At 33.7% G+C, this 24,361-nt stretch carries 23 protein-coding genes; 10 read left to right on the forward strand and 13 right to left on the reverse strand.

The window, feature by feature from the left end; all coding sequences use genetic code 11:
- Positions 1–1,430, reverse strand: a 1,430-nt coding sequence (locus ABIZ51_11540; protein MEO7089416.1) for a methylmalonyl-CoA mutase family protein, incomplete at its 3' end; no start/stop codon positions are given.
- A 32-nt stretch (positions 1,431–1,462) separates the two neighbouring features.
- Positions 1,463–1,984, reverse strand: coding sequence for a hypothetical protein (locus ABIZ51_11545; GenBank protein MEO7089417.1), 522 nt, complete (start codon positions 1,982–1,984; stop codon positions 1,463–1,465).
- Between the two features lie 123 nt (positions 1,985–2,107).
- On the opposite strand from ABIZ51_11545, the gene ABIZ51_11550 reads away from it, so the two are divergent.
- Entirely contained in the window at positions 2,108–3,364 is a 1,257-nt protein-coding gene (locus ABIZ51_11550) for an FtsX-like permease family protein (protein MEO7089418.1), read from the forward strand.
- Here ABIZ51_11550 and ABIZ51_11555 read toward each other — a convergent pair.
- Genes ABIZ51_11555 through ABIZ51_11565 form a run of 3 tightly spaced genes read right to left on the reverse strand, consistent with a single transcriptional unit; the run spans position 3,342 to position 6,214 of the window.
- Positions 3,342–4,478 (reverse strand): glycosyltransferase, encoded by a 1,137-nt coding sequence (locus ABIZ51_11555; protein MEO7089419.1) that lies wholly within the window; start codon positions 4,476–4,478, stop codon positions 3,342–3,344. The two genes, ABIZ51_11550 and ABIZ51_11555, sit on opposite strands and share 23 nt — an antisense overlap.
- A gap of 1 nt (position 4,479) precedes the next feature.
- Positions 4,480–5,409: a glycosyltransferase family 2 protein gene (locus ABIZ51_11560; GenBank protein MEO7089420.1), complete on the reverse strand. Its 930-nt coding sequence runs from the start codon at positions 5,407–5,409 to the stop codon at positions 4,480–4,482.
- A complete protein-coding gene (locus tag ABIZ51_11565; protein ID MEO7089421.1) occupies positions 5,402–6,214 on the reverse strand; it encodes an O-antigen ligase family protein in 813 nt (270 codons plus the stop codon). The genes ABIZ51_11560 and ABIZ51_11565 overlap by 8 nt, the downstream gene beginning before the upstream one ends.
- 587 nt (positions 6,215–6,801) lie before the next feature.
- Between ABIZ51_11565 and ABIZ51_11570 the strand changes: the two genes are divergently transcribed.
- Positions 6,802–7,956 (forward strand): glycosyltransferase, encoded by a 1,155-nt coding sequence (locus tag ABIZ51_11570; GenBank protein ID MEO7089422.1) that lies wholly within the window; start codon positions 6,802–6,804, stop codon positions 7,954–7,956.
- A gap of 9 nt (positions 7,957–7,965) precedes the next feature.
- Here ABIZ51_11570 and ABIZ51_11575 read toward each other — a convergent pair whose 3' ends face one another.
- From ABIZ51_11575 to ABIZ51_11595, 5 genes are all read right to left on the reverse strand, one after another.
- Positions 7,966–8,829, reverse strand: a complete 864-nt coding sequence (locus ABIZ51_11575; GenBank protein ID MEO7089423.1) for a hypothetical protein — start codon at positions 8,827–8,829, stop codon at positions 7,966–7,968.
- Between the two features lie 19 nt (positions 8,830–8,848).
- A complete protein-coding gene (locus ABIZ51_11580; GenBank protein MEO7089424.1) occupies positions 8,849–10,102 on the reverse strand; it encodes an oligosaccharide flippase family protein in 1,254 nt (417 codons plus the stop codon).
- Positions 10,103–10,138: 36 nt separating this feature from the next.
- Complete coding sequence (rny, locus tag ABIZ51_11585; protein MEO7089425.1) at positions 10,139–11,695, reverse strand: ribonuclease Y; 1,557 nt, start codon at positions 11,693–11,695, stop codon at positions 10,139–10,141.
- A gap of 98 nt (positions 11,696–11,793) precedes the next feature.
- Positions 11,794–12,123, reverse strand: coding sequence for a cell division protein ZapA (locus ABIZ51_11590; GenBank protein MEO7089426.1), 330 nt, complete (start codon positions 12,121–12,123; stop codon positions 11,794–11,796).
- 43 nt (positions 12,124–12,166) lie between these two features.
- A complete protein-coding gene (locus ABIZ51_11595; GenBank protein MEO7089427.1) occupies positions 12,167–12,457 on the reverse strand; it encodes a hypothetical protein in 291 nt (96 codons plus the stop codon).
- A gap of 136 nt (positions 12,458–12,593) precedes the next feature.
- Between ABIZ51_11595 and ABIZ51_11600 the strand changes: the two genes are divergently transcribed.
- The 7 genes from ABIZ51_11600 (at position 12,594) to ABIZ51_11630 (ending at position 20,532) form a co-directional block, all read left to right on the forward strand.
- Positions 12,594–13,604 carry a Gfo/Idh/MocA family oxidoreductase gene (locus ABIZ51_11600; protein MEO7089428.1) on the forward strand — a complete coding sequence of 337 codons (1,011 nt, stop codon included), beginning with the start codon at positions 12,594–12,596 and terminating at the stop codon, positions 13,602–13,604.
- Between the two features lie 21 nt (positions 13,605–13,625).
- Positions 13,626–14,492, forward strand: coding sequence for a hypothetical protein (locus tag ABIZ51_11605; protein MEO7089429.1), 867 nt, complete (start codon positions 13,626–13,628; stop codon positions 14,490–14,492).
- Between the two features lie 8 nt (positions 14,493–14,500).
- Complete coding sequence (locus ABIZ51_11610) at positions 14,501–15,922, forward strand: sugar transferase (protein MEO7089430.1); 1,422 nt, start codon at positions 14,501–14,503, stop codon at positions 15,920–15,922.
- A 71-nt stretch (positions 15,923–15,993) separates the two neighbouring features.
- Complete coding sequence (locus ABIZ51_11615; GenBank protein MEO7089431.1) at positions 15,994–16,887, forward strand: 3-hydroxybutyryl-CoA dehydrogenase; 894 nt, start codon at positions 15,994–15,996, stop codon at positions 16,885–16,887.
- 50 nt (positions 16,888–16,937) lie between these two features.
- Positions 16,938–17,486: an energy transducer TonB gene (locus tag ABIZ51_11620; GenBank protein ID MEO7089432.1), complete on the forward strand. Its 549-nt coding sequence runs from the start codon at positions 16,938–16,940 to the stop codon at positions 17,484–17,486.
- A 212-nt stretch (positions 17,487–17,698) separates the two neighbouring features.
- Positions 17,699–19,534 carry a 30S ribosomal protein S1 gene (gene rpsA, locus ABIZ51_11625; GenBank protein MEO7089433.1) on the forward strand — a complete coding sequence of 612 codons (1,836 nt, stop codon included), beginning with the start codon at positions 17,699–17,701 and terminating at the stop codon, positions 19,532–19,534.
- 152 nt (positions 19,535–19,686) lie between these two features.
- A complete protein-coding gene (locus ABIZ51_11630; GenBank protein ID MEO7089434.1) occupies positions 19,687–20,532 on the forward strand; it encodes a hypothetical protein in 846 nt (281 codons plus the stop codon).
- A 63-nt stretch (positions 20,533–20,595) separates the two neighbouring features.
- On the opposite strand, the gene ABIZ51_11635 is transcribed toward ABIZ51_11630, so the two are convergent.
- Positions 20,596–20,979 (reverse strand): DUF3276 family protein, encoded by a 384-nt coding sequence (locus ABIZ51_11635; GenBank protein MEO7089435.1) that lies wholly within the window; start codon positions 20,977–20,979, stop codon positions 20,596–20,598.
- Positions 20,980–21,262: 283 nt separating this feature from the next.
- On the opposite strand from ABIZ51_11635, the gene ABIZ51_11640 reads away from it, so the two are divergent.
- Positions 21,263–22,507 (forward strand): aminotransferase class I/II-fold pyridoxal phosphate-dependent enzyme, encoded by a 1,245-nt coding sequence (locus tag ABIZ51_11640; GenBank protein MEO7089436.1) that lies wholly within the window; start codon positions 21,263–21,265, stop codon positions 22,505–22,507.
- Between the two features lie 74 nt (positions 22,508–22,581).
- Here ABIZ51_11640 and ABIZ51_11645 read toward each other — a convergent pair whose 3' ends face one another.
- Both ABIZ51_11645 and ABIZ51_11650 read right to left on the reverse strand, forming a co-directional pair.
- Positions 22,582–23,625: a T9SS type A sorting domain-containing protein gene (locus ABIZ51_11645; protein ID MEO7089437.1), complete on the reverse strand. Its 1,044-nt coding sequence runs from the start codon at positions 23,623–23,625 to the stop codon at positions 22,582–22,584.
- A gap of 200 nt (positions 23,626–23,825) precedes the next feature.
- Positions 23,826–24,361: T9SS type A sorting domain-containing protein (locus ABIZ51_11650; protein MEO7089438.1), on the reverse strand; the 536-nt coding region annotated here is incomplete at its 5' end.

Below are 24,361 nucleotides of genomic sequence, written 5' to 3' on the forward strand. Positions count from 1 at the left end.
CTATTTACTTTTTCGTTATTGCGCTCGCTTTTTAGTTTCTGGATTTTTTCCATCTGTACTTTTCGAATGGAATCGTTTACCGAAAAAATATTTTCCATCGGCTTTTCTTTCACTTCAAATTTATTGACGCTCACAATAATTTTTTTCCCAGTTTGAATATCGTTTTGATATTTATACGCAGATCCTGCGATTTCATTTTGTAGAAACCCTTGCTCGATAGCGGCTACAGAGCCACCCATGGCATCAATTTTTGAAATATAATCCCAAGCTGCTGTTTCTACTTCATTGGTAAGTGTTTCCACGAAATACGATCCTGCCAAAGGATCCACGGTTTCCGGAACGCCACTTTCGAAAGCAATAATTTGTTGAGTTCGGAGAGCAATACGTGCCGCTTCTTCTGTTGGAAGTGCAATCGCTTCGTCGAAACCATTCGTGTGCAAAGATTGTGTGCCGCCCATAACAGCAGCCAACGCTTGAATGGTAACGCGTACAATATTATTTTGCGGTTGCTGCGCCGTGAGCGTGGAACCGCCAGTTTGCGTATGAAAACGAAGCATTTGCGCACGTGGGTCAGTGGCGCCTAAATCCTTTGTTATTTTTGCCCACATCCTTCTCGCTGCACGGAATTTAGCCACTTCTTCAAATAAATTATTGTGTGCATTGAAGAAAAAAGAAAGTCGTTTGGCAAATACATTTATGTCCAAACCTTTGTCAATAGCGGCTTTTAAGTAAGCTTTTCCGTTTGCCAAAGTAAATGCTAATTCCTGAACGGCCGTTGCTCCGGCTTCGCGAATGTGATAACCAGAAATCGAAATCGTATTCCATTTGGGCACTTCCTTGCTGCAATATTCAAAAATATCTGTAATAATACGCATGGAAGGTTTCGGCGGATAGATATATGTACCGCGGGCTGCGTACTCTTTTAAAATATCATTTTGGATGGTTCCAGAAATTTTTTTCAAATCCGCTCCTTGCTTTTTAGCGAGCGCAATATACATCGCCAATAAAATAGAAGCGGTAGAATTGATGGTCATGGAAGTGGTAATATCTTCTAATTTTATTCCATCAAAAAGGATTTCAATATCGCGTAAAGAATCAATGGCTACACCTGCTTTTCCTACTTCTCCATCTGCAAAATCGTGATCCGAATCGTACCCGATTTGTGTAGGTAAATCGAAGGCAACTGATAATCCTGTGGTACCATTTTTTAATAAATAATGATAGCGTTTATTTGATTCTTCAGCAGTAGAAAATCCGGCATATTGCCGCATCGTCCATAATTTTCCACGATACATATCTGGTTGTACGCCACGTGTGTAAGGGAATTTACCTGGAAACTCTTCTGGAAAATTATTTTTGTGATACGTTTCTTTTATCTCGATTCCTGAATCGGTTTCAAACTTTTTGGTGATTTCTTCTTCTTTATTCATCTTTGAAAAAATATTTTTTTGCCTCTATTTTATCAGAAATTTTGAGCAATTTCTCTTTTCATATATTCGATGGCCATTTGTGTTGGAAGTTTTTCTACTTGCAAACTTATTTCAATAATGGCTTGTGCTAAATCGTTTCCTGATGCGCCATTGGAAACTTTTGTTCCGGCAATATTGACTAATTTAATTACTTCTTCTTTTGCCGTCTTCACCATTTCCCATGCGGCATTCGACATGTAAATTTGTTGCGAAAGGTTGTGTTCAAATTCGCTACGAATATTTTTAATTAACTCCAATTGTAATTGGCTGGAATTCATCCCAGATTTATTTATTCGCATAATTAAATTGGTAGGCGAAATACGTTCTAAAAATAGCGCAATGCGCTCGTACGCTTGTAAGCGAATAGGAGTTACATTGCTTTGATTTGCCATCCGAAGTTCTAAAAGTCGTTTCTTATTTTCACTTTCCAAGAATTTTTTCACCAAATAATATGCCGTTGCAAATACTACAACAGATGGTAAAATATATTTCAGCATTTCTAAAATGACATCCATAAAAATATTTTTTTGATTAAAAAATGTAAGCGGAATCAAATATCGTATTTTTTGCGGAAACTATATTGGGAAAGAATTTCTAATTAATAGTATTTTTGTAAAAACGATTTAAAAAAATAATTTTTGAACACGGAGTTTTTCATAGCGAAAAAAATAATTTTCAGCGAACGACAATCGAAAACAGTTTCTCGTCCGATTGTGCGGATTTCCGTTATTGGCATTGCTTTGGGAATCGCCATCATGATTATTACGCTTGCCATTGTAAAAGGATTTCAAAAACAAATTCGTGAAAAAGTAGTGGGTTTTGCATCCGGAATCCAAATCACTAATTACGATAACAATACTTCCTACGAGCCAAGTCCAATCAGTAAAAATCAAAATTTTGTTGCTGCGCTTCAAAAATATCCCGGCATCAAACACATTCAAGTTTTTGCGATAAAAAATGGAATTATTAAAACCAAAACTGACAATGAAGGTGTTATGTTGACAGGTGTTGGAAGCGATTATGATTGGAGTTTCATCAAAAATAATTTAGTAAGCGGAAGTGTTTTTACCGTAAATGATACAGGCGCGACGGACAAAATTGTGATTTCTCAATTTCTGGCATCTCGACTCGAATTAAAATTGAACGATAAATTATTGGTGTTTTTTGTGACTAAGAAGAAAACGGCTGATTCTGCAAACTCCGATTACGAGCAGCGTGTAAAGGCATTTTATATTTCCGGAATTTATAAAACTGGCTTGGAGGATTTCGATAAAAAAACAGTTTTTGTGGATATTGCTGCCATTCAAAAATTAAATTTTTGGGATAAAAATAAAATTGGCGGATTTGAAATCTCGGTGAATAACTTTAAGGACGTTGATAAAATAACGGATTACGTGAACTCTCAAATTGGCGACGGTTTGATTGCACAAAGCACAAAAGAAATTAACTCAACAATTTTTTCGTGGCTCGATTTACAAAATATAAATGCAGAAATTGTAATAATATTAATGCTTCTGGTGGCTGCTATTAATATGGTTTCAGCTTTATTAATTCTGATTTTAGAACGTACCAATATGATCGGAATTTTAAAAGCTATCGGACAAAAAAGTTGGAGCATACAAAAAATATTTTTGTACAATGCCGCTTATTTAATCGGGTTGGGAATGTTTTGGGGAAATGTTTTCGGAATTATTTTATGCTTGTTACAAAAGCATTTTGGCTTTATTACTTTACCGCAAGAAACGTATTATGTATCGGTTGTTCCTATCGAAATGAATTATTTATTCATTCTTTTACTCAATGTGGGAACGCTTTTGACGTGTTTGTTAATGTTGATTATTCCATCGTTTATTGTGTCGCGAATTACGCCAATTAAGGCAATTCGTTTTGATTGATGGAAATAATATTTTGATAAATTTCTGTCATTTGTTGCACATTTTCATTCCAATCGTATAATCTTTGAACACGTATCCTGCCTTGTTTTCCCATGTTGACGCGCAAATCTTCGTCCAAAATTAATTTTTCAAGTGCGTTCGCTAAAGCGATACTATCTTTCGGAGGAACAATTATTCCAGTAATTCCATTTTCAATTACTTCTGGCAAACCGCCTACATTACTTACTACAACAGGTTTTCCGCAAGCCGCAGCTTCAAGTACGGAAACACCAAAACTTTCGCTATCAAGAACAGAAGGAAAAACAGCAATAGAGAGCATATTTTGATAGACCACAATTTCTGAATGATCAATAAATCCGGTAAATTGAGACACTTTTTCTATTTTAAGATTTAATACCATTTCTTTCAACTCGGCTTCGCGAGAACCACTTCCAACAATTAAAAGTTGAAGTGCTAAATTAGAGTAACGCTCTTTTAAAATGGCAAAAGCAGAAATAAGAAAATTGATTCCGTATTTTGTTTCTAATGATTTAACAGTTCCGATTACGATGCGATTTTGATTGATTTTATTTTGAGTAGAATCCGGTTTGAAAATTGTTAAGTCTACACCGAAAGGTGTTACTGTAATTTTCTTTGATGTGTATTTTTTAATTTCTTCTGCCATTATTCGACTCGTAGATAATAAAATATCCGCTTTCGAAAAATTATTTTTCAAAAATACTTTATGGAAAAAACTTTTTTTTGGAAAATCAAAAACATCGCTTCCCCAAACAGAAATAATGAAGGGATGAAAGCCAGATAAAGTGCCGAGCAATCCGTAACTCGTTGCGTAATGAGCGTGCACAATGTCAGGTTTGAAATCTCGAATTGTTTTTTTTAAAGCAGGAATTGCTCTCAAATAAGATAATTTTGAAAAAGTAGCGGCTCGAAAAATATTTTTTTCAAATGCTTTTGTTTCGAAAACAAAAATATTTATTTTACCAGAAAACCAATCTTTATTCGCTTTACTTAAACTAAATACTCCAATTTCAAATCCTTTATCAGCAAGGGACAATACCCATTTTTGAGTGTGGGATGAATTAATGTCAGAAAGAATGAGAATTCGCTGGCTCATGTTATACGATTTTCAAATCGTTATTTATTATATAAGAAAAATATTTTTTCAAAGTGAAAATATAGGCATTCCATTTTTTCCTTGCTAATTTTGAAAAAGGAAACATCATTGAAAAAATAAAAATATGCAAAATGATGTGTATTAAAACAAAAAAATAAGCCGTCAAAAAAATAATTTTTCGAGTATGTTTTTTGAAAAATTTTAACTTACTCATCAATTGATTGGAAATGGTAATTTTATAATTTTGGATAGAACTTTGTCCGCCATGATGTATGATTTTTGATTCCGAAAAATAATAGATTTCTCCTACAGATTGTGCTCTATAGCAAAAATCAATGTCTTCCATCCAAAATAAATTTTCATCTAAAAAACCAATTTTCCGAATAAGATTTTTATGGAAAAATAAGGCAGCACCTGAAAGCGTTTTTGCTTCAAAAGAATGTTGGTAATTTTCAATATAATAATAACTAAAATTAAAAAAATGATGTAGAAAAAATGCTCCTGAAATTAAATTAAAAATACTCGGATTTTTCCATGCAGAAGGCTGAATAGATTGATTTGTATTCAACAATTGAGGAGCAATGATTACTTTGCTTTTATTCGATTGAGCAAACTCAAACAATTTTGTAAGCGCGTGTTCGCAGACTTCTGTATCTGGATTGAGCAGAAAAATAAAATCGCCAGTGGAAGCTTTTATTCCTTGATTGTTGGCTCCGGAAAAACCGGCATTGAAATTATTTTCTATCAAAATAACTTGCGGAAATTTTTTTTTGATTTCAATAGCACTTCCGTCAGTTGAATTATTATCTACAACAATTATTTCTAAATTTAAGTTGTCTGAAAATTTGCAAACAGAATCCAAACACGCGAGAATAAAGTCTTTTACGTTGTAATTTACAATTATAATTGAAATTTTATTTTGTTCAGTCATTGGCAACTACTACACTTCTTTCGTTTATTGAAAAGCCTATTATTAGCCAGTAAACGATAATATAAGGATAAAAATCTAAGGTGTTACTTGCTATATTTTGGATATTAATTACAAAAAAAATTCCAAGTGTAAAAATTAAATTTGGCGACTTGTTTTTTATTACTTTTTTCAAAGTATAAAAAAGAAATGTCCCAGCTAATATGAGATAACTCAATAATCCATAAACTCCCGTTTCGCAGGCTGTTTTTAAATACCATCCATCGGTAGTATATCTGGCAGCAGGGATTGAAGGTGAATTTATAAAATATCTATAAGCAACGGCTCCTGTTTTTCCAAATCCATAACCTTGTGGCTGGTTTTTAAAATCAAGTAAGGACACTTGCCAACGATTAACTCTTGTAACACCTGCTTGCATATTTGCTGTTTCAACAGAAGAATGACAAATCCATTGAACTAACTTTAAACTATTTGTAGCATAGAAAGACGTAAAAACGAGCACTATAAGCATCGTGAAAATTAATCCACCAATTAATTTTACTTTTCGATGAACAACAGAAACACTTATGAATGCAGATGCCGCTAGGAATGAAATTAGAGCTCCACGAGAAACACTTAGTAAGAGGCATAGAAATAGAAGGATGAATGTTACGTAATTAAACCAATAAAATTCGTAATAACTTATTTTGTAGTAGTAATAAGTACAAGACAAAGCCATTATAGTTCCAAATAATACAGGTGTTAATAGAAGTGAACTCATTCGAGTTATGAAATAAGTGGGAATTTCATATCCTGTATCAGTCGTCATTTTATTTTGAAAAGATGGAAAAATAAAGTATAATATTAAACCGATAACAGCTAAGACGCTGAAGCATGTAAATAAATTCTTTAACAATGATTCAGCTGTTTTTTTTTCAAAAAAACGTGCAACAAAATAAAATAGCATTGGGAAATAAGTTATTCTAAAAGAAAGGATAGAGGTATAATGAATCTTCGATAAATAGAAGCCGTAGATTACATTAGTAATAAAGTATAAAAGTAAAATGTAATCAAAAAAAATAAATTTTATAGGAGGTAACTTGCCACCAAAAAATAAAAACACAACGTAGATAAGCGTGCCTAAAATCAACACATCTGGAAGAGATGTTATCACTGTTTCATATAAATTATTCATAGGTTGACTTCCTATCAATAATAATCTAATTGTTGGAAAGGCACAGACTAAAGCAATAAATACAGTAATACAAATTGAAATGGAATCAATAGCCTGATTTTGTTTTTTCATAATAAAACATCCAAAAATTAAACGTTCAAAAATAGTATAATTGTCTAATAGTACCCAAGAAAAACATTCTAAATCAGAATTATTACCTTTGAGCAAATTAGGAAAAACGGATGCCTCGTCGATTAAAAATTGCTTTTATCACTTCATTAGATCCAAACGACAAACGTTCTTGGTCTGGCATTAGTTATTACACAAAAAAAGCATTAGAAAAGCATTGTGGTGATGTTTATGTTTTAAAAATAAAGAATCCTTTTTTAATTCTTTTTTATGGCAAGATAAAGTCGTACTTAACTCAAAAAATATTACGTAAAAGGTACAATTATAAGCACAGTATTATACTGTCTAAGAAATATGGCAAATTATTTTCGGAAGTGTTAAATAAAAACAAATATGATATTGTATTTGCTCCCGCAGCATCAACAGAAATGGCATTTGTAAAAACAACGATTCCCATAGTGAATCTTTCTGATACAACCTTCTTCAATATGATTAATTATTATCCGGCATTTTCAAATCTATTACAGATTTCGAAGAAAGAAGGAATGGAAATTGAACAGAGGAGCCTCAGTCAATCATCTTTGTTATTATATCCTTCTTATTGGGCAGCAAAATCTGCTATTGCAGATTATAAAATTCATCCATCTAAAATACATGTTATTCCTTTAGGTGCAAATTTGGAAAAAATTCCAACTGTTGAGGTACTTTTAAAAAAACAAAAAGCAGCTACGTGTAGGCTACTTTTTTTAGGCGTAAATTGGAATCGTAAAGGAGGAGATATTGCATTTGATACACTGCTGCATCTCGAAAAAAAAGGAATACAGACAGAATTGACGATATGTGGTTGCATCCCCCCTCCAAATATAATTCATAGAAATATAAAAGTGATCCCATTTATTAATAAAAATGAAGTTGGAGGGCAACAACAATTTTTTGATTTACTACTAAATTCTGATTTTTTATTATTGCCTACTAGAGCCGAGTGCTACGGAATCGTATTTTGCGAGGCAAGCGCGTTTGGTTTGCCATCCATTACAACAAATACAGGTGGTATTGAATCTGCTATTAAAAACACTAAAAATGGTTTTTTATTACCTTTGAATGCAGGAGGCGTTGAATATGCCAATATAATTATGGATAATTATTGTGACGATGAGAAATATTATTCTTTGATAAAAAGCACGCGAAAAGTTTTTGATACCGAACTAAATTGGGATAATTGGAGTATCAAAGTCAAAGAAATATTGGAAAAATACTTTTCTGAATAGTTTATTGTGCTACTTAATGTACTGCTTGTATTTATCAATATTCTCAACAATATATTTTGGAAAAGAATCGTCTATTTTAATTATCTTATAGTTAAATCCTCTACCGAAAATATCATTTCCGTTATTAATAGCAGATTCTATTTTTTTTATATCCTTATATTCAACTTTGTTGTATTCTGAATGGGCAAATGCCTCTAATTTTTTAATTATTTTCTCAACTCCTCCTAAATAACTGAAATGCCATCCTCCTTCTTTAATAAAAAAAACTTGTTGTTTTTTTAACCGCATTTTACCCCAGTAAAATACGTTCCAAAAAGTACGATTATAAAAATTAGGATGATATAATCGTAGTAGATGCATTCCTAATTCTCGTAAATCTTGAGGATTTCCAATATCCTTGTAATTTACCATAATAGATCCGTTCCATGTGTAAGGTGAATTGGTAATAGTTTCATTCATGCAATTTATAAAATAGCAAAACATCCGCTGCCGAAATATTTTTATTCCATGATTAGCATGATGCTCTTTTATTTTATCCGGATTGGGAATTTCATCCACATCAGATATGATAATTACGTCATCTGGCGCACATTTTTCTAATCCTCTCCTAATCATATTTCTTTGATTGTGTTCATACGCCCATGGAGATAAATTTTCTCCAGATGGATAGTCATTAACTATTATATGAATTATTTTTTTTGAGAACGCTTTGTAGCGCTCCTTGTTTTCATCAAAATACAATGGTTTATCATTGCCTTGGTGCGTTTTGGTGGCTTCCACAAGAACAAATTTATCCACTACGTTATTCAGTTCATTCAGTCTAATCTCTAAGAGATCAAATTCGTTAAAAAAAGTAAAGCAATCGTATATCATGGTTTTCTGAGATGAAACTTTATTTACTTATTTTTAATATTATTAGTATTAAGAAAAAGGTCATTATTGATTGAGAGATGGATACAATCCATAATGTTGCTGTAATATTATGGAATAAAGCAACACTTCCCAAAAAGGAGATAAGGAAGATAATACTCGTAAGGATTGAAAATATTAAAATATAATGTTGTTTTCCAACAATAGAAGCAACTTGAATAACGGGTGCTTTTATCAAATCAAAAAAAATCCAAAAAGAAAATATCCTAGCATATTCGCCTGCTTCTGCCCAATTTTTGCCAAATACAAAAGAAAAAAGAATTGGACCTGCTATAAAAAGGATAATAGGTAAAGGCAATGCAACTAAAGCAGTTTTATAGATTGTTTTTTTTACGATCCGATATAAACTACCTCCATTACGGTATATTTCAGATGCTTCTGCAAAAAAAACGTGAGAAATAGGCAAAACAAGTAAACGTGCAGGTACCTGCAATACACGCATCCCTAGAGCATAGAGACCAACAATAGTAGAATTGAAAGAGTTTGCTAATAAAATTACAAATGAACTTACTTGAAAGATCTCTAAAAAGCCTTGTAATACATTTATTTTAGGAAATTGAATGTATCTTATAAAAGTTTTTTTTAGTTCATGAAATGGAAATACAAAAGTTGAAAAATTCCATGTTGAGAACACAATGTATAGTAAAATTAAAAAACAGGAGAGCTGTCCAAATAAGACACCAAACAAAAGTCCTTTTGCACACATACTAACAAGAAGTACAGAAATAGATCCATTAAATACCGCTTCTACAATTCTTACAAATGCAATTTTCTTGAAATTTTTATTTCGGACATTCCACATCCAACATATTTGAGTACCTGTTAACATCACGACAGAGGGAATTAAGAAAAATAACCAATTGTGAACTTCTGTCCCTTTATAAAATGAAAGGTTAAATAAATAAACAATGCTAATTACGAGTGAACTGATAATCGTAATTAGTAGCAATACAAAAAAGGAAAGAGAAAATAATTTTTGAGCATCTTCGTTAGATGAAGACGCAACAATGGCTACATCAAATTTAGCTGTAGACAAAACTGTTATGAAAGATATTAACGAAAGAAAAATAGACAAGGAACCAAACTCTTCTGGAGTATAAAGCCTTGTTAAAAAAATATTAAAAAGAAAATTTACGATTTGAGCAATAACAGTAGCAGAAGTTAGCGCTATAATATTTTTCGCAATATCCGTCTTAAAAGTTTTATTAAAGTACATTTAAAATGGAAGTCAATTTTTGAGTATCGAAAAAAATTATTTTGCGAAATTAACCGCTCTTGTTTCGCGAATCACCGTTACTTTCACTTGTCCGGGATATGTCATTTCGGTTTGTATTTTTTGCGAAATATCAAACGACAATGTTTCAGCTGCTTTATCACTTATTTTTTCGCTCGCCACAATAACGCGTAATTCACGTCCTGCTTGTATCGCATAGGTTTTTTCAACTCCTTGATATGACATCGCCAATGCTTCTAAATCTTTCAATCGTTTGATGTATTGTTCCACCACTTCGCGTCTTGCGCCTGGTCTTGCGCCAGAAATAGCATCGCATACTTGTACAATTGGAGAAATCAAATCGGTCATTTCTATCTCATCGTGATGTGCTCCAATTGCATTGCAAACTTCTGGTTTTTCCTTATATTTTTCCGCCAATTGCATTCCTAAAATAGCATGCGGAATTTCCGGTGAATCATCTGGCACTTTTCCAATATCGTGCAACAATCCCGCACGTTTTGCCATCTTCACATTCAAGCCCATTTCGGCTGCCATTGTTGCACATAAATTGGCAACTTCTCGTGAGTGTTGCAATAAATTTTGTCCGTAAGATGAGCGGTATTTCATTCTTCCAACCATTCTGATTAATTCAGGATGCAGCCCGTGAATACCCAAATCAATAGTGGTACGTTTACCGATTTCAATAATTTCTTCTTCGATTTGTTTTTTCGTTTTCTCAACCACTTCTTCAATTCTGGCAGGGTGAATCCTTCCATCCGTAACCAATTGATGCAATGCCAAACGTGCAATTTCTCTTCTTACCGGATCAAAACCCGATAAAATAATAGCTTCGGGAGTATCGTCCACAATAATTTCAATTCCTGTTGCGGCTTCTAAAGCACGAATATTTCTTCCTTCGCGACCAATAATGCGTCCTTTAATTTCGTCGCTGGCAATGTTAAAAATAGAAACAGAATTTTCAATCGCATGTTCTGTCGCTACGCGCTGAATGGTTTGTATCACCACTTTTTTTGCTTCTCTATTGGCAGTCAGTTTCGCTTCGTCCACTACATCTTTTATGTGCGCCATCGCGTCCGTTTTTGCTTCCGCTTTCAGCGATTCGATCAATTGAGTTTTTGCTTGTTCTGCTGATAAAGCCGAAATCGCTTCCAATTGTTCTACTTGCTTACGATGTGCTTTATTTACTTCGTCTTGTTTTTTGGTGAGTAATTCCAATTGATGCGTCAAATTGGTTTTAATCGCGTCTGCTTCTGTTTGTTTACGTTGCAATTCTTCTATTTTTTGAGCAACGGTTCCTTCTTTTTGTTTAATTCTGTTTTCAGCAGTAATAATGGCGCCGTTACGTTCATTAATCACTTTTTCGTGTTCCGATTTGAGTTGTAAAAATTTTTCTTTTGCTTGAAGTATTTTATCCTTTTTAATCACTTCCGCTTCTGTTTCTGCATCTCTCAACACATTTTGCGCTTTCGACTCTAAGCTTTTTCGGATAAAAGTAGATGCGGCAAAAATGCCCAATCCCAATCCCACAATTATTGCAGCAATCAGAATGACAATAGTTATTACATTTATTTCCATAAGTATTTTTCTTAAAATGATGAATAAAAAAATCGCATAAAATCACAAAATAAATACGAAAAATTTACATCAAAATAAATTTATGCGGCTTCGAAAAATTAATTTTTCGAAGGGAGTTTTGGAGAAGTGCTTTCGGCTGATTGTTTCAGGTGTTCAGAAATGAACATTTCTAATTGAGAAAGTTTTTCTGCTAACTCCGGCACAGGGTGCAAAAGTTTTTTTTCGAGTATCAGATTTTGAACCGCCAATTGTAACACATACATAGCAATCAAATCTTGTTTATCGCGAACAGCGTAGCTTTCTTCGTACTCTTTCAATTTTTTATTAATCAAGGCTTCTGCTTCGCGCACATTATCAGCTTCTTCCGTTTTCACAGTCAGCGGATAAGTTCGTCCAGCTATTGTTACCTTTATTGAAAGTTGACTCATTTAGTTTCCTCTTTATCAGCCTGTTTCCTTTGAATCCGAATAATTATTCGTTCAAAAGAGCCATGCACTTATCTATTTCCCGCACAAGTTCATTTATTTTCGACTTTACGTCAGACGTATTTTCGTTTTCTTGTGAAATTGCTTGTGCAAGTTTAGCAATTTTGTTGCTCTCTTCCAAATTTTTAATTGCATTCTTCTGATTTTCAATTTTTTCTAATAGCATCAATTGTTCATTTTCGAGCGAAATGGATTTTTCGAGCAGCTTCTTATGGGCGCGTACTAAATGCTCCACCTTTATTTTTAAATCATCAAAAACAGTTTGTTGGTTTTTCATTTGAAAAATTATTTTTTCGAGTGGATAAATGTACGACGCAAATATGATTTCAAAAATTATTTTTTTGAACCCTTAAACCTTTCTATATAAAAAATGGTAAATGATTCAAAAAGATTTACTTTTACAAAAAAAGATTATGCTGAAAATAGGAGTGCTCGGAGCTGGACATTTAGGAAAAATCCATCTCAAATTAATAAAAGATATTCCGCAGTACGAACTGTTGGGTTTTTACGATTCGAACAAAGAATACGCACAAAAAACAGCTGAAGAATTAGGACTTAAAGCATTTTCATCCATTGATGAATTGATTCAAGCAGTGGATGTGGTGGACATTGTAACACCCACAATTTATCATTACGAATGTGCTGCAAAAGCCTTAAAAAGTTCCAAACACGTTTTTATCGAAAAGCCGCTTACGAATACGATTGAAGAAGCTAAAAGCTTGATGCAATTGGCAAAAGAAGCAAATGTAAAAGTGCAGGTAGGACACGTGGAACGTTTTAATCCGGCGTTTTTAGCCGGAAAAAATTATTGTTCACAACCCATGTTTATTGAAGCGCATCGTTTGGCGATGTTTAATCCGCGCGGAACGGATGTTTCCGTAGTATTGGATTTGATGATTCACGACATTGATATTGTGTTGCATTTAGTCAAATCGAATATCAAGCGCATAAGCGCGAGTGGAGTAGCAGTTGTGAGCGAAACACCTGATATCACGAATGCGCGCATCGAATTTGATAACGGTTGCGTTGCCAATTTAACAGCGAGCCGTATTTCGATGAAAAATATGCGAAAATTGCGCTTTTTTCAGAAAGATGCCTATATTTCTATTGATTTCTTAGAAAAGAAGACAGAAATTGTTCGTTTGCAAAATGTAAATCCGAAAGATGTAGATCCTTTAGCTGTAACAATTGATTTGGGCGAAGGAAAAGGCATGAAACAATTGTATTTTGAAGCACCAACGATTGAAGCAGGAAATGCTATAAAAATGGAACTCGAATCATTTGCAGCAGCCATTACAAATAATACTATACCTATGGTAACCATTGATGATGGCTTCAAAGCATTGGATGTGGCATATAAAATTATTGAAAAAATGAAATTAAATGCTGATTTTTTTCAGTCTGAAACAATAAATAACAAATAATTACGTATTCCTTTTATAAAAATGCGGAATAGCAAAAGAAGCATCCAAAAAATAATTTTTTCAGCCGTTATTTTAACGGCTATTATTTCTTGCAATAAATTGGCTCCTTCCGAAAATATCCCGGCATACATTAAAATTAATGGCATTACGCTGAGGTCAGATACTAACAAGCAGCATACTTTATCCAATAAAATTACAGATTCTTGGGTCTATTTGGATGATCAAGCTTTGGGAGCGTATCAAAATCCATGTACTTTCCCCATTATTACAACGCCTGGAATGCACTCCATAAAAATAGGAGCTGGAATAAAACTAGACGGTATAGCTGCAACGCGCGTTATTTATAATTTCTATACGCTTTTTGACACTGTTGTAAACCTTTCGCCAAAAACAATTACGACAATTAGCCCATGGACGCGTTACGCATCTTATACTAATTTTTTATGGATAGAGAATTTTGAACAAAGCGGAATATCTCTTTCTAATACCAATAGCGATACGGTGATTCAAACCACTAATTTATCAACTCCTGCCAATGTATTTGAAGGTGCACATTCTGGTGCAGCATATTTGGATGCCACACATCCGTATTTCGAATGCCGTTCGTTTAATTCTTTCAATTTGCCACAAGGAGGTGCTGCCGTTTTTTTAGAATTAAATTACAAATCCAATAACCTTTTTAATGTAGGCATTTATGACAATAATTTCAATCAGATGTATTCTTTAAGTATAAATCCGTCACCTGTTTGGAATAAAATTTATGTAAATCTAACGAATCAAGTAAGTGGAGGCGGAGCCCCTCCTTTTATTATTTTTATCAATATGACAAAAGACCCAAATGTCCCTTATCCACAGCTATTTTTGGATAATATTGAGTTAGTAGATTAATATTTATAATGAATAAAAAAGTCCAGACGTTCAAGTATATCGTAGCCGATTTTATCGCAGCGGCAATTGCTTGGGGATTTTTTTACACGTATCGAAAAATTTATATTGAACCACTTAAATTCGGGATTCCTATAAAATTGGAATATAACACGGAATTTTATAAAGGAATTATCATTCTTCCTTTACTGTGGCTGCTTTTTTATTTTTTGTTGGGAACTTATAAAAATGTGTACCGTAAATCTCGTTTAAAGGAAATTGGACAAACATTTTTAACGAGCCTTATCGGCGTGGTGCTCATTTTTTTCGCTTTTTTGTTGGACGACAGCATTATTTCCTATAAAACGTATTACAAAACAATAACAGTTCTTTTCTCACTGCAATTTTCACTCACAGCCATTTTTCGATTTATTTTATCGAGTATTACAAATAGTAAAATAAAAAAGAGAATCATTGGTTTCAATACATTGCTTATCGGAAGCAATGAAAGTGCTTGGAATACCTATAAAGAAATTGAATCCCAGAAAGAAGCATCTGGAAATAAATTTATAGGCTTTGTTCATTTAGATACCAAAAATGGTTTCTCCAACGAATTAGGGAAAAAACTACCTCATTTGGGCGAATTTAAAGACATCAAAAAAATAATTTCTGAAAGCGCTGCCGAAGAAGTAATTATTGCCATCGAATCTTCTGAACACGAAGCTATTCGTAATATAATCAATGAGATAGAAGATACTGAAGTAGTTGTAAAAATTATTCCAGATATGTACGATATTCTATCAGGATCCGTAAAAATGACTGCGATATTTGGTGCGCCACTCATTGAGATTTCAAGAGAACGAATGCCTGTTTGGCAACAATCTTTTAAGCGGTTTTTTGATGTATTCGTTTCATTATTTGTGATGATTGTTTTTTCACCCGTTTATTTAATTATTGCCATTTCTGTTAAAATGACTTCGAAAGGTCCCGTTTTTTACAGTCATCAACGCATTGGATTTGGCGGAAAACCGTTTAGTATTCATAAATTTCGATCCATGTACACGAATGCAGAAGCGCAAGGACCAGCACTTTCCAGCAAAAATGATAGCCGGATTACGCCCGTGGGCAAATTTTTACGAAAAGTGCGTTTGGATGAAATTCCTCAGTTTTACAATGTGTTGATTGGAGAAATGTCGATTGTGGGTCCGCGTCCGGAACGTCAATATTTTATTGATCAAATTGTGCAAAAAGCGCCGCATTACAAGCATTTACATTCGGTACGACCTGGAATTACATCTTGGGGACAAGTAAAATACGGTTATGCGGAAAATGTGGACGAAATGGTGGAACGCCTTAAATATGATATTATTTACATCGAAAATATGTCATTAGGTGTTGATTTTAAAATACTTATCTATACAGTGATAATTGTTGTGCAAGGGCGCGGAAAATAATTTTTCGGAACGCTTTTTGCCAATCATAATTTGCGTCTATCTTTGAGGCTTCAAAAAAATAATTTTTCGACATGAAAAACATAGCAGTTATTGGTTCAGGAACAATGGGAAATGGCATTGCGCACACGTTTGCTCAAAGTGGATTTCAAGTTGCGTTGATTGATATTTCGGAAGTTGTCTTGAATAAAGCCATCGCCACGATTTCTAAAAATTTAGATAGAATAGTTGCGAAAGGCCTTATCAGCGAAAGCGATAAAGATACAACGCTCCAAAACATCAAAACGTTTACGGTTTTGGCAGATGGCGTAAAAAATGCGGATTTGGTGATTGAAGCCGCCACGGAAAATATGGAAATTAAACTTTCTATTTTTAAAGAATTAGATAAAATATGCGCGTTCGAAACTATTTTGGCGAGTAATACTTCGTCCATTTCCATCACCAAAATTGCTTCGGTTACCAAGCGTGCGGATAAGATAATCGGGATGCATTTTATGAATCCGGTTCCGGTAATGAAATTGGTAGAAGTAATTAGAGGATATTCTACTTCTGATATAGTTACTGAATTGATAATGAATTTATCAAAAGAATTACATAAAGTACCAGTTGAAGTAAATGACTACCCTGGATTTGTAGCAAATAAAGTGTTAATGCCAATGATCAACGAAGCCATTATTACTCTTTTTGAAGGCGTTGCCGGCGTGCATGAAATTGATACGGTAATGAAATTAGGAATGGCACATCCGATGGGACCACTTCAATTGGCTGATTTTATCGGTTTGGATGTGTGTTTATCCATTTTAAATGTATTAAAAGATGGTTTTGGAAACCCGAAATACGCACCTTGCCCTTTGTTGGTAAATATGGTAATGGCCGGACATTTAGGCGTAAAATCAGGAAAAGGATTTTATGTTTACACGCTTGGTTCTAAGGAATTAGTAGTGGCAGAACAATTCGCTAAAAATTGATTTGAAAAATTAATTTTTCGAAAGCGCAATTTCAACTTTAAAATACCGCTATGAAAAAATATTTTTTTGCCTTCTTAAATTTATTTATTTTTGTGGCTTGCAATAATGCAAGTGATGTAAATTCAGTGAATTACACAGAAAAAAAAGACACTTTAATTCCAAAAACAATTGTACATTCTGATACTTCTCAAAAAAATAATAGTATCCAAACAAATTCGCTTAAAAAATCAGATTCTACAGTAAATAAAAATAGAATTTCGGATACATCAAAAATTGCAAAGCCAGTCCGCCCGAAAATGTATCCATTGATGCTTAATCCCAAATATCCGGGTGGAATAGCTGCTGAAATTCAATTTATTGCGGATAATCTTCAGTATCCGGAAAAGGCTTTGAAAAATAATATTTCAGGAACTGTGGATGTTGATTTTAGAATTATGCAAGATGGTTCGGTAACCGATATTAGAGTTCGCCACGGAATTGGTTTCGGTTGCGATGAAGAAGCGATGCGCGTGATTCAGTTGATGAAAGGTTGGCAAATCGGCGGAAGAATATCTGTGCCATACGGACTTCCTGTAAAGTTTGAGCTTCCGAAAAAATAATTTTTCGAAGATGTTTTTCTAACCTAAAATAGTGCTTCAAAAAAATAATTTTTCAAACCTGTTTTTACTTTCCAAAAAAATCGTACATTTGTCCTCCCTCAAATTTTTATGAGGATAAAAAAGAAACTTGCATAATCGGTATGTAAGTATGTTTAATCCGCTTATCATCAAATTATTACCGAGCTTATTGATAAGTATAACTTAAAGCCAAAATGGCAGAACAACAAACAAGCGCAGTAGAAACTGCAAACAACACACTCGAGAATTTTGATTGGAACATTGTCGGTAAAAAACAAGACAGTTACACAAAAGCAGAGCGCGAAAAATTAGAAGCTGTTTACGAAAAAACATTAACATCAATCGCTGAAAACCAGATTGTTGATGGTACTGTGGTAAGCAAAAATTCGAAAGAAGTAGTAGTAAACATTGGTTTTAAATCGGATGGAGTGGTTTCTCTTTCAGAGTTTCGCTACAATCCAGAATTAGCAATTGGTGATAAAGTAGAAGTTTATGTTGAAAGTCAGGAAGATAAAAGTGGGCAGTTAATTCTTTCTCATAAAACAGCACGCTCCATGAAATCGTGGGAACGTGTTAATCAAGCATTGGAAACAAACGAAATCATTAAAGGATATGTAAAATGTCGTACAAAAGGCGGTTTAATTGCTGATGTATTTGGTATTGAAGCCTTTTTGCCGGGTTCACAAATTGATGTGAAACCAATTCGTGATTACGATATTTATGTTGGAAAAACAATGGAATTTAAAGTAGTTAAAATCAATAACGAATTTAAAAACGTAGTGGTTTCGCATAAAGCGCTTATCGAAGCAGAACTTGAATTGCAGAAAAAAGAGATCATTTCCAAATTGGAAAAAGGTCAAGTGTTGGAAGGAACGGTTAAAAACATTACTTCTTACGGTGTGTTTATTGACTTGGGCGGAGTAGATGGTTTGGTTCACATTACCGACCTTTCTTGGGGTAGAATTAATCACCCAGAAGAAATCGTTAAATTGGATCAAAAAATCAATGTGGTTATTTTGGATTTCGATAACGAAAAAAGACGTATTGCATTGGGCTTGAAACAATTGACACCACATCCGTGGGATGGTTTAGATGCTAAATTGCAAGTGGGAGATAAAGTAAAAGGAAAAGTAATGGTGATTGCTGATTACGGCGCTTTTGTTGAAATTTCAACAGGAGTAGAAGGATTGGTACACGTTTCCGAAATGTCTTGGTCGCAACATCTTAGAACAGCGCATGATTTCCTAAAAGTAGGGGATGTTGTAGAAGCTGTTATTTTGACTTTGGATAGAGAAGATCGCAAAATGTCATTAGGTATTAAACAATTGATGCCAGATCCTTGGACAGACATCATTGCAAAATATCCAAAAGGGTCTAAACACTCTGCAACTGTCCGCAATTTTACCAATTTCGGTATTTTTGTAGAATTAGAAGAAGGCGTTGATGGTTTGGTTCATATTTCGGATTTATCTTGGTCTAAAAAAATAAAGCACCCATCTGAATTCACAAAAATTGGTGATAAATTAGATGTTGTTGTGTTGGATATTGATGTTGAAAATCGCAGATTGAGTCTTGGACACAAACAATTGGAAGAAAATCCTTGGGATGTATTCGAAACTATTTTTACGGTGGATTCTGTTCACAAAGGAACCATTATTAACCTGATGGATAAAGGTGCAATCGTTTCTTTACCTTATGGTGTAGAAGGTTTCGCGCCAAGCAGACATTTAGTAAAATTAGATGGAACAACTGCTAAAGCGGAAGAAACAATGGATTTTAAAGTGTTGGAGTTTTCTAAAGACAGCAAAAAAATTATTGTTTCTCATGCTAAAATAAACGATGAAACCATTGCTGCTGAAAAATCAGAAAAGAAAGCTGAGAAAAATTCAGAAGAAAAAGAGGTTAAAAAAGCAGTGAAAAAAATGAAAGACAATGTTGAAAAATCCACATTAGGAGATTTGGACGTACTTTCTGCTTTGAAAACCGAAATGGAAGAATCGGAAAAAAAACCGAATAAAAAATCGGAATAATACCAAAGACAATTCGTCTGTAAAGACGAATATTAAAAACCTGCCATGGTTTTTAGAAAACTCTTCAGGGAAACCTGAGGAGTTTTTTTATTTGAAAAATATTTTTTCAGTTGCTTTTATTTATCTTTGATAAAATATCTAAACTTAATTATATGAAAAGAACACTTCGCTTCCTCTTGCCAGTTTTATTTTTATTAATGGCATTCAATGCTTTTTCACAAGATACCATTGTGAAAATTGATGGAGAAAAAATTCAAGCAAAAGTGCTTCAAATAAATAGCAAAACAGTAGAATATAAATTGTTTACGTATCAAGATGGACCACTTTATATTGTGAACAAATCAGAAATAAAATATATAAAATATCAAAATGGAACAGTGGATCAATTCGCTAAAACTGAAGCACTAAAACCCAACTACAACCGCGCACTAAAAATGGAATTATTTTCTCCATTATATGGCGATATAGCTTTCGCTTACGAACAAAAGGTTGGCAAAAATTTTAATGCTGAAATAAAAGCAGGTTTTATTTATGGAGACTACTCAAATACTGGTGCTTCATTTGGAAATCAATTTAAACCACAAGGTGCATTTTTTAAAGTTGGTATAAAACTTATTCCGCCACAATCCGATGATCAATTCCACGGTTTTTACATAAAGCCTGAATTTATTTTTAGTTCCTATTCGGGAACAATCACTTATCAACAAAATAATTCAAACTACACATCTACTACTGTTTTGTCGAGTGTTAAAAACACTTCTCTTGGCGCAGATTTGGTTTTTGGCTACCAAACAGTTATTAATAATCGTATTTTATTAGACTCTTATTTTGGTTGGGGATTAGCTTCTACAAATATTAATTATGGAGATCCTTCGGTTGGTTTTCAACAATATGAAAATCTTCCAAATTATGGATTTGTGAGTATAGGAGGAAATAATGGTGTAAATTATTCTTCTCGCATTTTCACCATTGGTTTACTTGCCGGATATTCATTTTAATTAACGCGCAAAAAAAATCTGCTATTTATAAGCAGATTTTAAAGCGGATGAAAAAATATTTTTTTAGTGCTTGTCTTCCAAGTCTTCAAATTTTACATCCGAAAAACTATTTTCTGAAGTGCTTTTTTCAGCATAATGTTCTGTGCGTTCTGTTTCAACAATAGCGGGAGCATTTGCTTTAATATGTGCTACAGCTTCGTTCAAACCTTCCGAAAATTTCTCGAAATCTTCTTTGTATAAAAAGACTTTGTGCTTTTCGTAAAAGAATTTTCCATCTTCTCCAAAACGTTTTTTACTTTCCGTAATGGTTAAGTAATAATCATTTCCTTTGGTACTTTTTACATCGAAAAAATACGTTCTTTTCCCAGCTCTTACCGACTTTGAAAAAATCTCTTCGCGCGATTCCGCGTTGTTCGAGTTCTTGTTTTCTAAACTTTCTTCCGTCATCATAAATTTAATTACGTTAATTTACATTAAAGCAAATGTATAATAAAAAAATCACAATCGGAAATTGTTGAAAACTTTTTTTTCAATTGATGGATGAAAAATAATCACTTATAGAACGATAATTTAACTTTGTCGTAAACTAACCTTTGAAAAAATAATTTTTCAAAGTAGAATAAACAGATTTAAAAACGTTTGAAAAATAATCGTATTTCCTACGCAAATTCTCATCAGAAAAATATATTTTTGTATTCTTTAATCAGCATTTAAAATTTAAAACACAATTATGAAAGATTTATTCGAGAAAATAAAAGAAAATAGAGGTCCTTTAGGACAACATTCTAAACACGCACACGGCTATTTTACCTTCCCGAAACTGGAAGGCGAAATTGCGAATCGCATGATTTTTAGAGGAAAAGAACGCGTTATCTGGAGTTTAAATAATTACCTCGGATTGGCAAATCATCCGGAAGTGCGCAAAGCAGATACGGAGGCGACTGAAAAATACGGAATGGCATTGCCAATGGGCGCGCGCATGATGTCTGGGAATTCTAATTTGCACGAACAATTAGAAGGAGAATTGGCTGCATTCGTAAAAAAAGAAGATTCTATTTTGTGTAATTTCGGTTATCAAGCCATGGTTTCAGGTATTGATTGTTTAGTGGATCGTCACGATGTGATTGTTTACGATTCCGAAGCACACGCTTGTATTATGGATGGAATGCGTTTACATCTCGGAAAACGTTTTGTGTTTCCGCACAACGATATTCAAAGTTTAGAAAAACAATTGGAAAGAGCCACTAAATGGGTGGAAGAGTCGAAAGGTGCCATTTTAGTAATTACGGAAGGTGTTTTCGGAATGTCTGGAGATCAAGGTAAACTGAAAGAAATCGTTGCTTTGAAAAAGAAATTTTCATTCCGCCTTTTTGTAGATGATGCACACGGATTAGGCGTTTTAGGGAAAACAGGCGCTGGAACAGGCGAGGAGCAAGGTATTCAGGATGGAATAGATGTATATTTTGGAACCTTCGCAAAATCTTTTGCCTCAATCGGAGGATTTATTGCGAGTGAAGAACATGTAGTGGAATATTTGCGTTACAATATGCGTTCGCAAATTTTCGCGAAATCACTTCCAATGCCTATCGTTGTTGGCGCTTTGAAACGTTTGGATTTAATTCGTACTCACCCTGAATACAAAGAAAATCTTTGGAAAATTACAAATGCCTTGCAATCAGGATTAAAAAAAGCAGAATTCAATATCGGAAATACGCAATCGTGTGTTACGCCTGTATTTGTGGAAGGTAGTATTCCAGAAGCAACTAATTTAATTATTGATTTGCGCGAAAATTCAAATATTTTTTGTTCGATTGTGGTATATCCAGTTGTTCCGAAAGGCGTGATTATGTTGCGTTTGATTCCGACTGCGGTGCATACGATTGAAGATGTAAATTATACTATTGATTGTTTTTCAAAAGCACATGCAAAATTAAAAGCCGGAGAATATAAATCCGATAAAGTAGCTACAATGTAAGTTTCAAAAAATACCGTTGAAAAAATATTTTTTCAACTCAACTAAAGGACTAAGAAATAACGAAAATTTATTTTTTAGTCCTTTATAAATTTTTGAATGTATTGTGTTTTATCATCTCGAAAAATCAATAAATACAATCCTTTTTTCCAATTACGCACATCTATCTTTTTTGATGTTGAGTTAGAAAAAAAACTTCCACTCAGCATTTTTTGTCCGGCAGAATTATACACGTCAAAAAAATAATTTTTCGAAGGCGTATTTAATTGCAAAGTCAATTGTTCTTTTGCAGGATTGGGAAAAACTGAAAAAATATTTTTTGCGAGACTGTTTTCTTCCACTTTCGTGATGGATGAATTAGCGGTTGTAAAACTGAGAATGTCGGAAGAATCCGTGTTTCCTGCGGTAGAAAATACTCTGAAATAATACATTGTGTTTGCTGTGAGCGCCGAAATACCAACGTTGTGATTCGTTATTCCATTCGCTCCAATTTCTGTATTGATAAGCGCATTGGACGAAAATCCGTAATGAATATTACTCGTTCCTGCGATATTGGTTGTCCAATTAATGTTCGCACTATTATCTGTAATTGAATTAACTGTAGGCTGAATCGCAATAAAAATGGCACTTACAGGAGCTAACCCTTTCAGTAAAAAATCATCAAAAGCTAAATTTCCTGTTGCTTTTGTGTACGAAAATTTCAAATAATGTGCACCTGTATCAATTGAAAATTTCAATGTAGAAGCAGTTGCTGGAATTGGACTAATGGTTTGAAATGCTTGCCAGATTATATTATCCGAACTTTTCGTGATAATCAATTTACTTGTTACATCCGAAGTAGAACCGCGCTTTACCCAAAATTGCAGTGAATCGGCATTGGAAAATTTAGGCGTTGTGAGCGATCCTGTAGCTGCAAATTTATAAGAATTCGGACCACTTGTTCCGGAATATCCTGCCGAAGTATAACTTGCATTTGCCGTGTTTGTCCAGCCGGTTGGCAAGGATGCTGCTGTTCCTACATAATTGGTAAAATTTTCTGGCAGAATATTTATTTGTTGTGCTTTCGCTGAAAAGCAAAAAAATGCTACAACAATAATTGAAATGATTTTTTCTTTTTTCATGGCTCTTTTTTTCAGATAACTTAAATAGCCACCTTTAAAGTATGCAGAAAATAAAAAAACAAATAATGTGTTATAGGAGGTTAGCTAATCTATAAAAAAAATAAAATGATTTCTTGAAAAAGTCCAGAAAGAGACAGAGTTATAAAAAAGAAGCTCGAAAAAATAATTTTCCGAGCCTCTTTTTTTAGTTTATTTTATCTTTAAAAAACAATCAATTTCTTCACTCCTTGGCTATGTGTATTTGTAATCGATAGCATGTAAATGCCCTTGCCATAATTTTTAATGTTGATTTCTTTGGCGTATTTTCCTGTAAAGTTCATCAAAGCTTCTTGATAAACCAATTGTCCCAATGCATTGTGGATTTCTATCGTGAAATTATCCACATTACTTGTTGTGAAGTTTAACTCAAATTGTCCTTCATTCGGATTTGGATACGCGTTGAAGAAATTATTCAAACTGTTCGTCGCAATACCTGTATTTACTACTGAATCAGTACTTGACGTCGTTGAACAATTGCTGGAGTTGGTTTCTTCTACCGTATAGTCTCCATTCGTTGTTACTGTATACGTTTGTGAGTTTGCTCCGCTGATAGCTACTCCGTTCAAAAACCATTGATAATTTGTTGCAGGCGGATTCGCAATTAATAATCCTCCCGATTGTGTTATCGTCGGTGTTGCTGGACTTGGGTTCACATTTACCGTTACGGTTCCTGTTCCACTGCAACCGCCACTCGATG

It is taken from the genome of Bacteroidia bacterium, from assembly GCA_039924845.1.
Lineage (GTDB): Bacteria > Bacteroidota > Bacteroidia > DATLTG01 > DATLTG01 > DATLTG01.

What these genes read in the sequence shown, in the direction of transcription:
- ABIZ51_11595 (MEO7089427.1), bottom strand. Translation starts at nt 12,457, where the DNA reads ATGAAAAACCAACAAACTGTTTTTGATGATTTAAAAATAAAGGTGGAG.
- ABIZ51_11635 (MEO7089435.1), bottom strand. Translation starts at nt 20,979, where the DNA reads ATGACGGAAGAAAGTTTAGAAAACAAGAACTCGAACAACGCGGAATCG.
- ABIZ51_11545 (MEO7089417.1), bottom strand. Translation starts at nt 1,984, where the DNA reads ATGGATGTCATTTTAGAAATGCTGAAATATATTTTACCATCTGTTGTA.
- ABIZ51_11580 (MEO7089424.1), bottom strand. Translation starts at nt 10,102, where the DNA reads ATGTACTTTAATAAAACTTTTAAGACGGATATTGCGAAAAATATTATA.
- rpsA (MEO7089433.1), top strand. Translation starts at nt 17,699, where the DNA reads ATGGCAGAACAACAAACAAGCGCAGTAGAAACTGCAAACAACACACTC.
- ABIZ51_11560 (MEO7089420.1), bottom strand. Translation starts at nt 5,409, where the DNA reads ATGACTGAACAAAATAAAATTTCAATTATAATTGTAAATTACAACGTA.
- ABIZ51_11565 (MEO7089421.1), bottom strand. Translation starts at nt 6,214, where the DNA reads ATGACGACTGATACAGGATATGAAATTCCCACTTATTTCATAACTCGA.
- ABIZ51_11575 (MEO7089423.1), bottom strand. Translation starts at nt 8,829, where the DNA reads ATGATATACGATTGCTTTACTTTTTTTAACGAATTTGATCTCTTAGAG.
- ABIZ51_11615 (MEO7089431.1), top strand. Translation starts at nt 15,994, where the DNA reads ATGAAAAACATAGCAGTTATTGGTTCAGGAACAATGGGAAATGGCATT.
- ABIZ51_11630 (MEO7089434.1), top strand. Translation starts at nt 19,687, where the DNA reads ATGAAAAGAACACTTCGCTTCCTCTTGCCAGTTTTATTTTTATTAATG.
- rny (MEO7089425.1), bottom strand. Translation starts at nt 11,695, where the DNA reads ATGGAAATAAATGTAATAACTATTGTCATTCTGATTGCTGCAATAATT.
- ABIZ51_11590 (MEO7089426.1), bottom strand. Translation starts at nt 12,123, where the DNA reads ATGAGTCAACTTTCAATAAAGGTAACAATAGCTGGACGAACTTATCCG.
- ABIZ51_11620 (MEO7089432.1), top strand. Translation starts at nt 16,938, where the DNA reads ATGAAAAAATATTTTTTTGCCTTCTTAAATTTATTTATTTTTGTGGCT.
- ABIZ51_11570 (MEO7089422.1), top strand. Translation starts at nt 6,802, where the DNA reads ATGCCTCGTCGATTAAAAATTGCTTTTATCACTTCATTAGATCCAAAC.
- ABIZ51_11600 (MEO7089428.1), top strand. Translation starts at nt 12,594, where the DNA reads ATGCTGAAAATAGGAGTGCTCGGAGCTGGACATTTAGGAAAAATCCAT.
- ABIZ51_11645 (MEO7089437.1), bottom strand. Translation starts at nt 23,625, where the DNA reads ATGAAAAAAGAAAAAATCATTTCAATTATTGTTGTAGCATTTTTTTGC.
- ABIZ51_11605 (MEO7089429.1), top strand. Translation starts at nt 13,626, where the DNA reads ATGCGGAATAGCAAAAGAAGCATCCAAAAAATAATTTTTTCAGCCGTT.
- ABIZ51_11610 (MEO7089430.1), top strand. Translation starts at nt 14,501, where the DNA reads ATGAATAAAAAAGTCCAGACGTTCAAGTATATCGTAGCCGATTTTATC.
- ABIZ51_11555 (MEO7089419.1), bottom strand. Translation starts at nt 4,478, where the DNA reads ATGAGCCAGCGAATTCTCATTCTTTCTGACATTAATTCATCCCACACT.
- ABIZ51_11640 (MEO7089436.1), top strand. Translation starts at nt 21,263, where the DNA reads ATGAAAGATTTATTCGAGAAAATAAAAGAAAATAGAGGTCCTTTAGGA.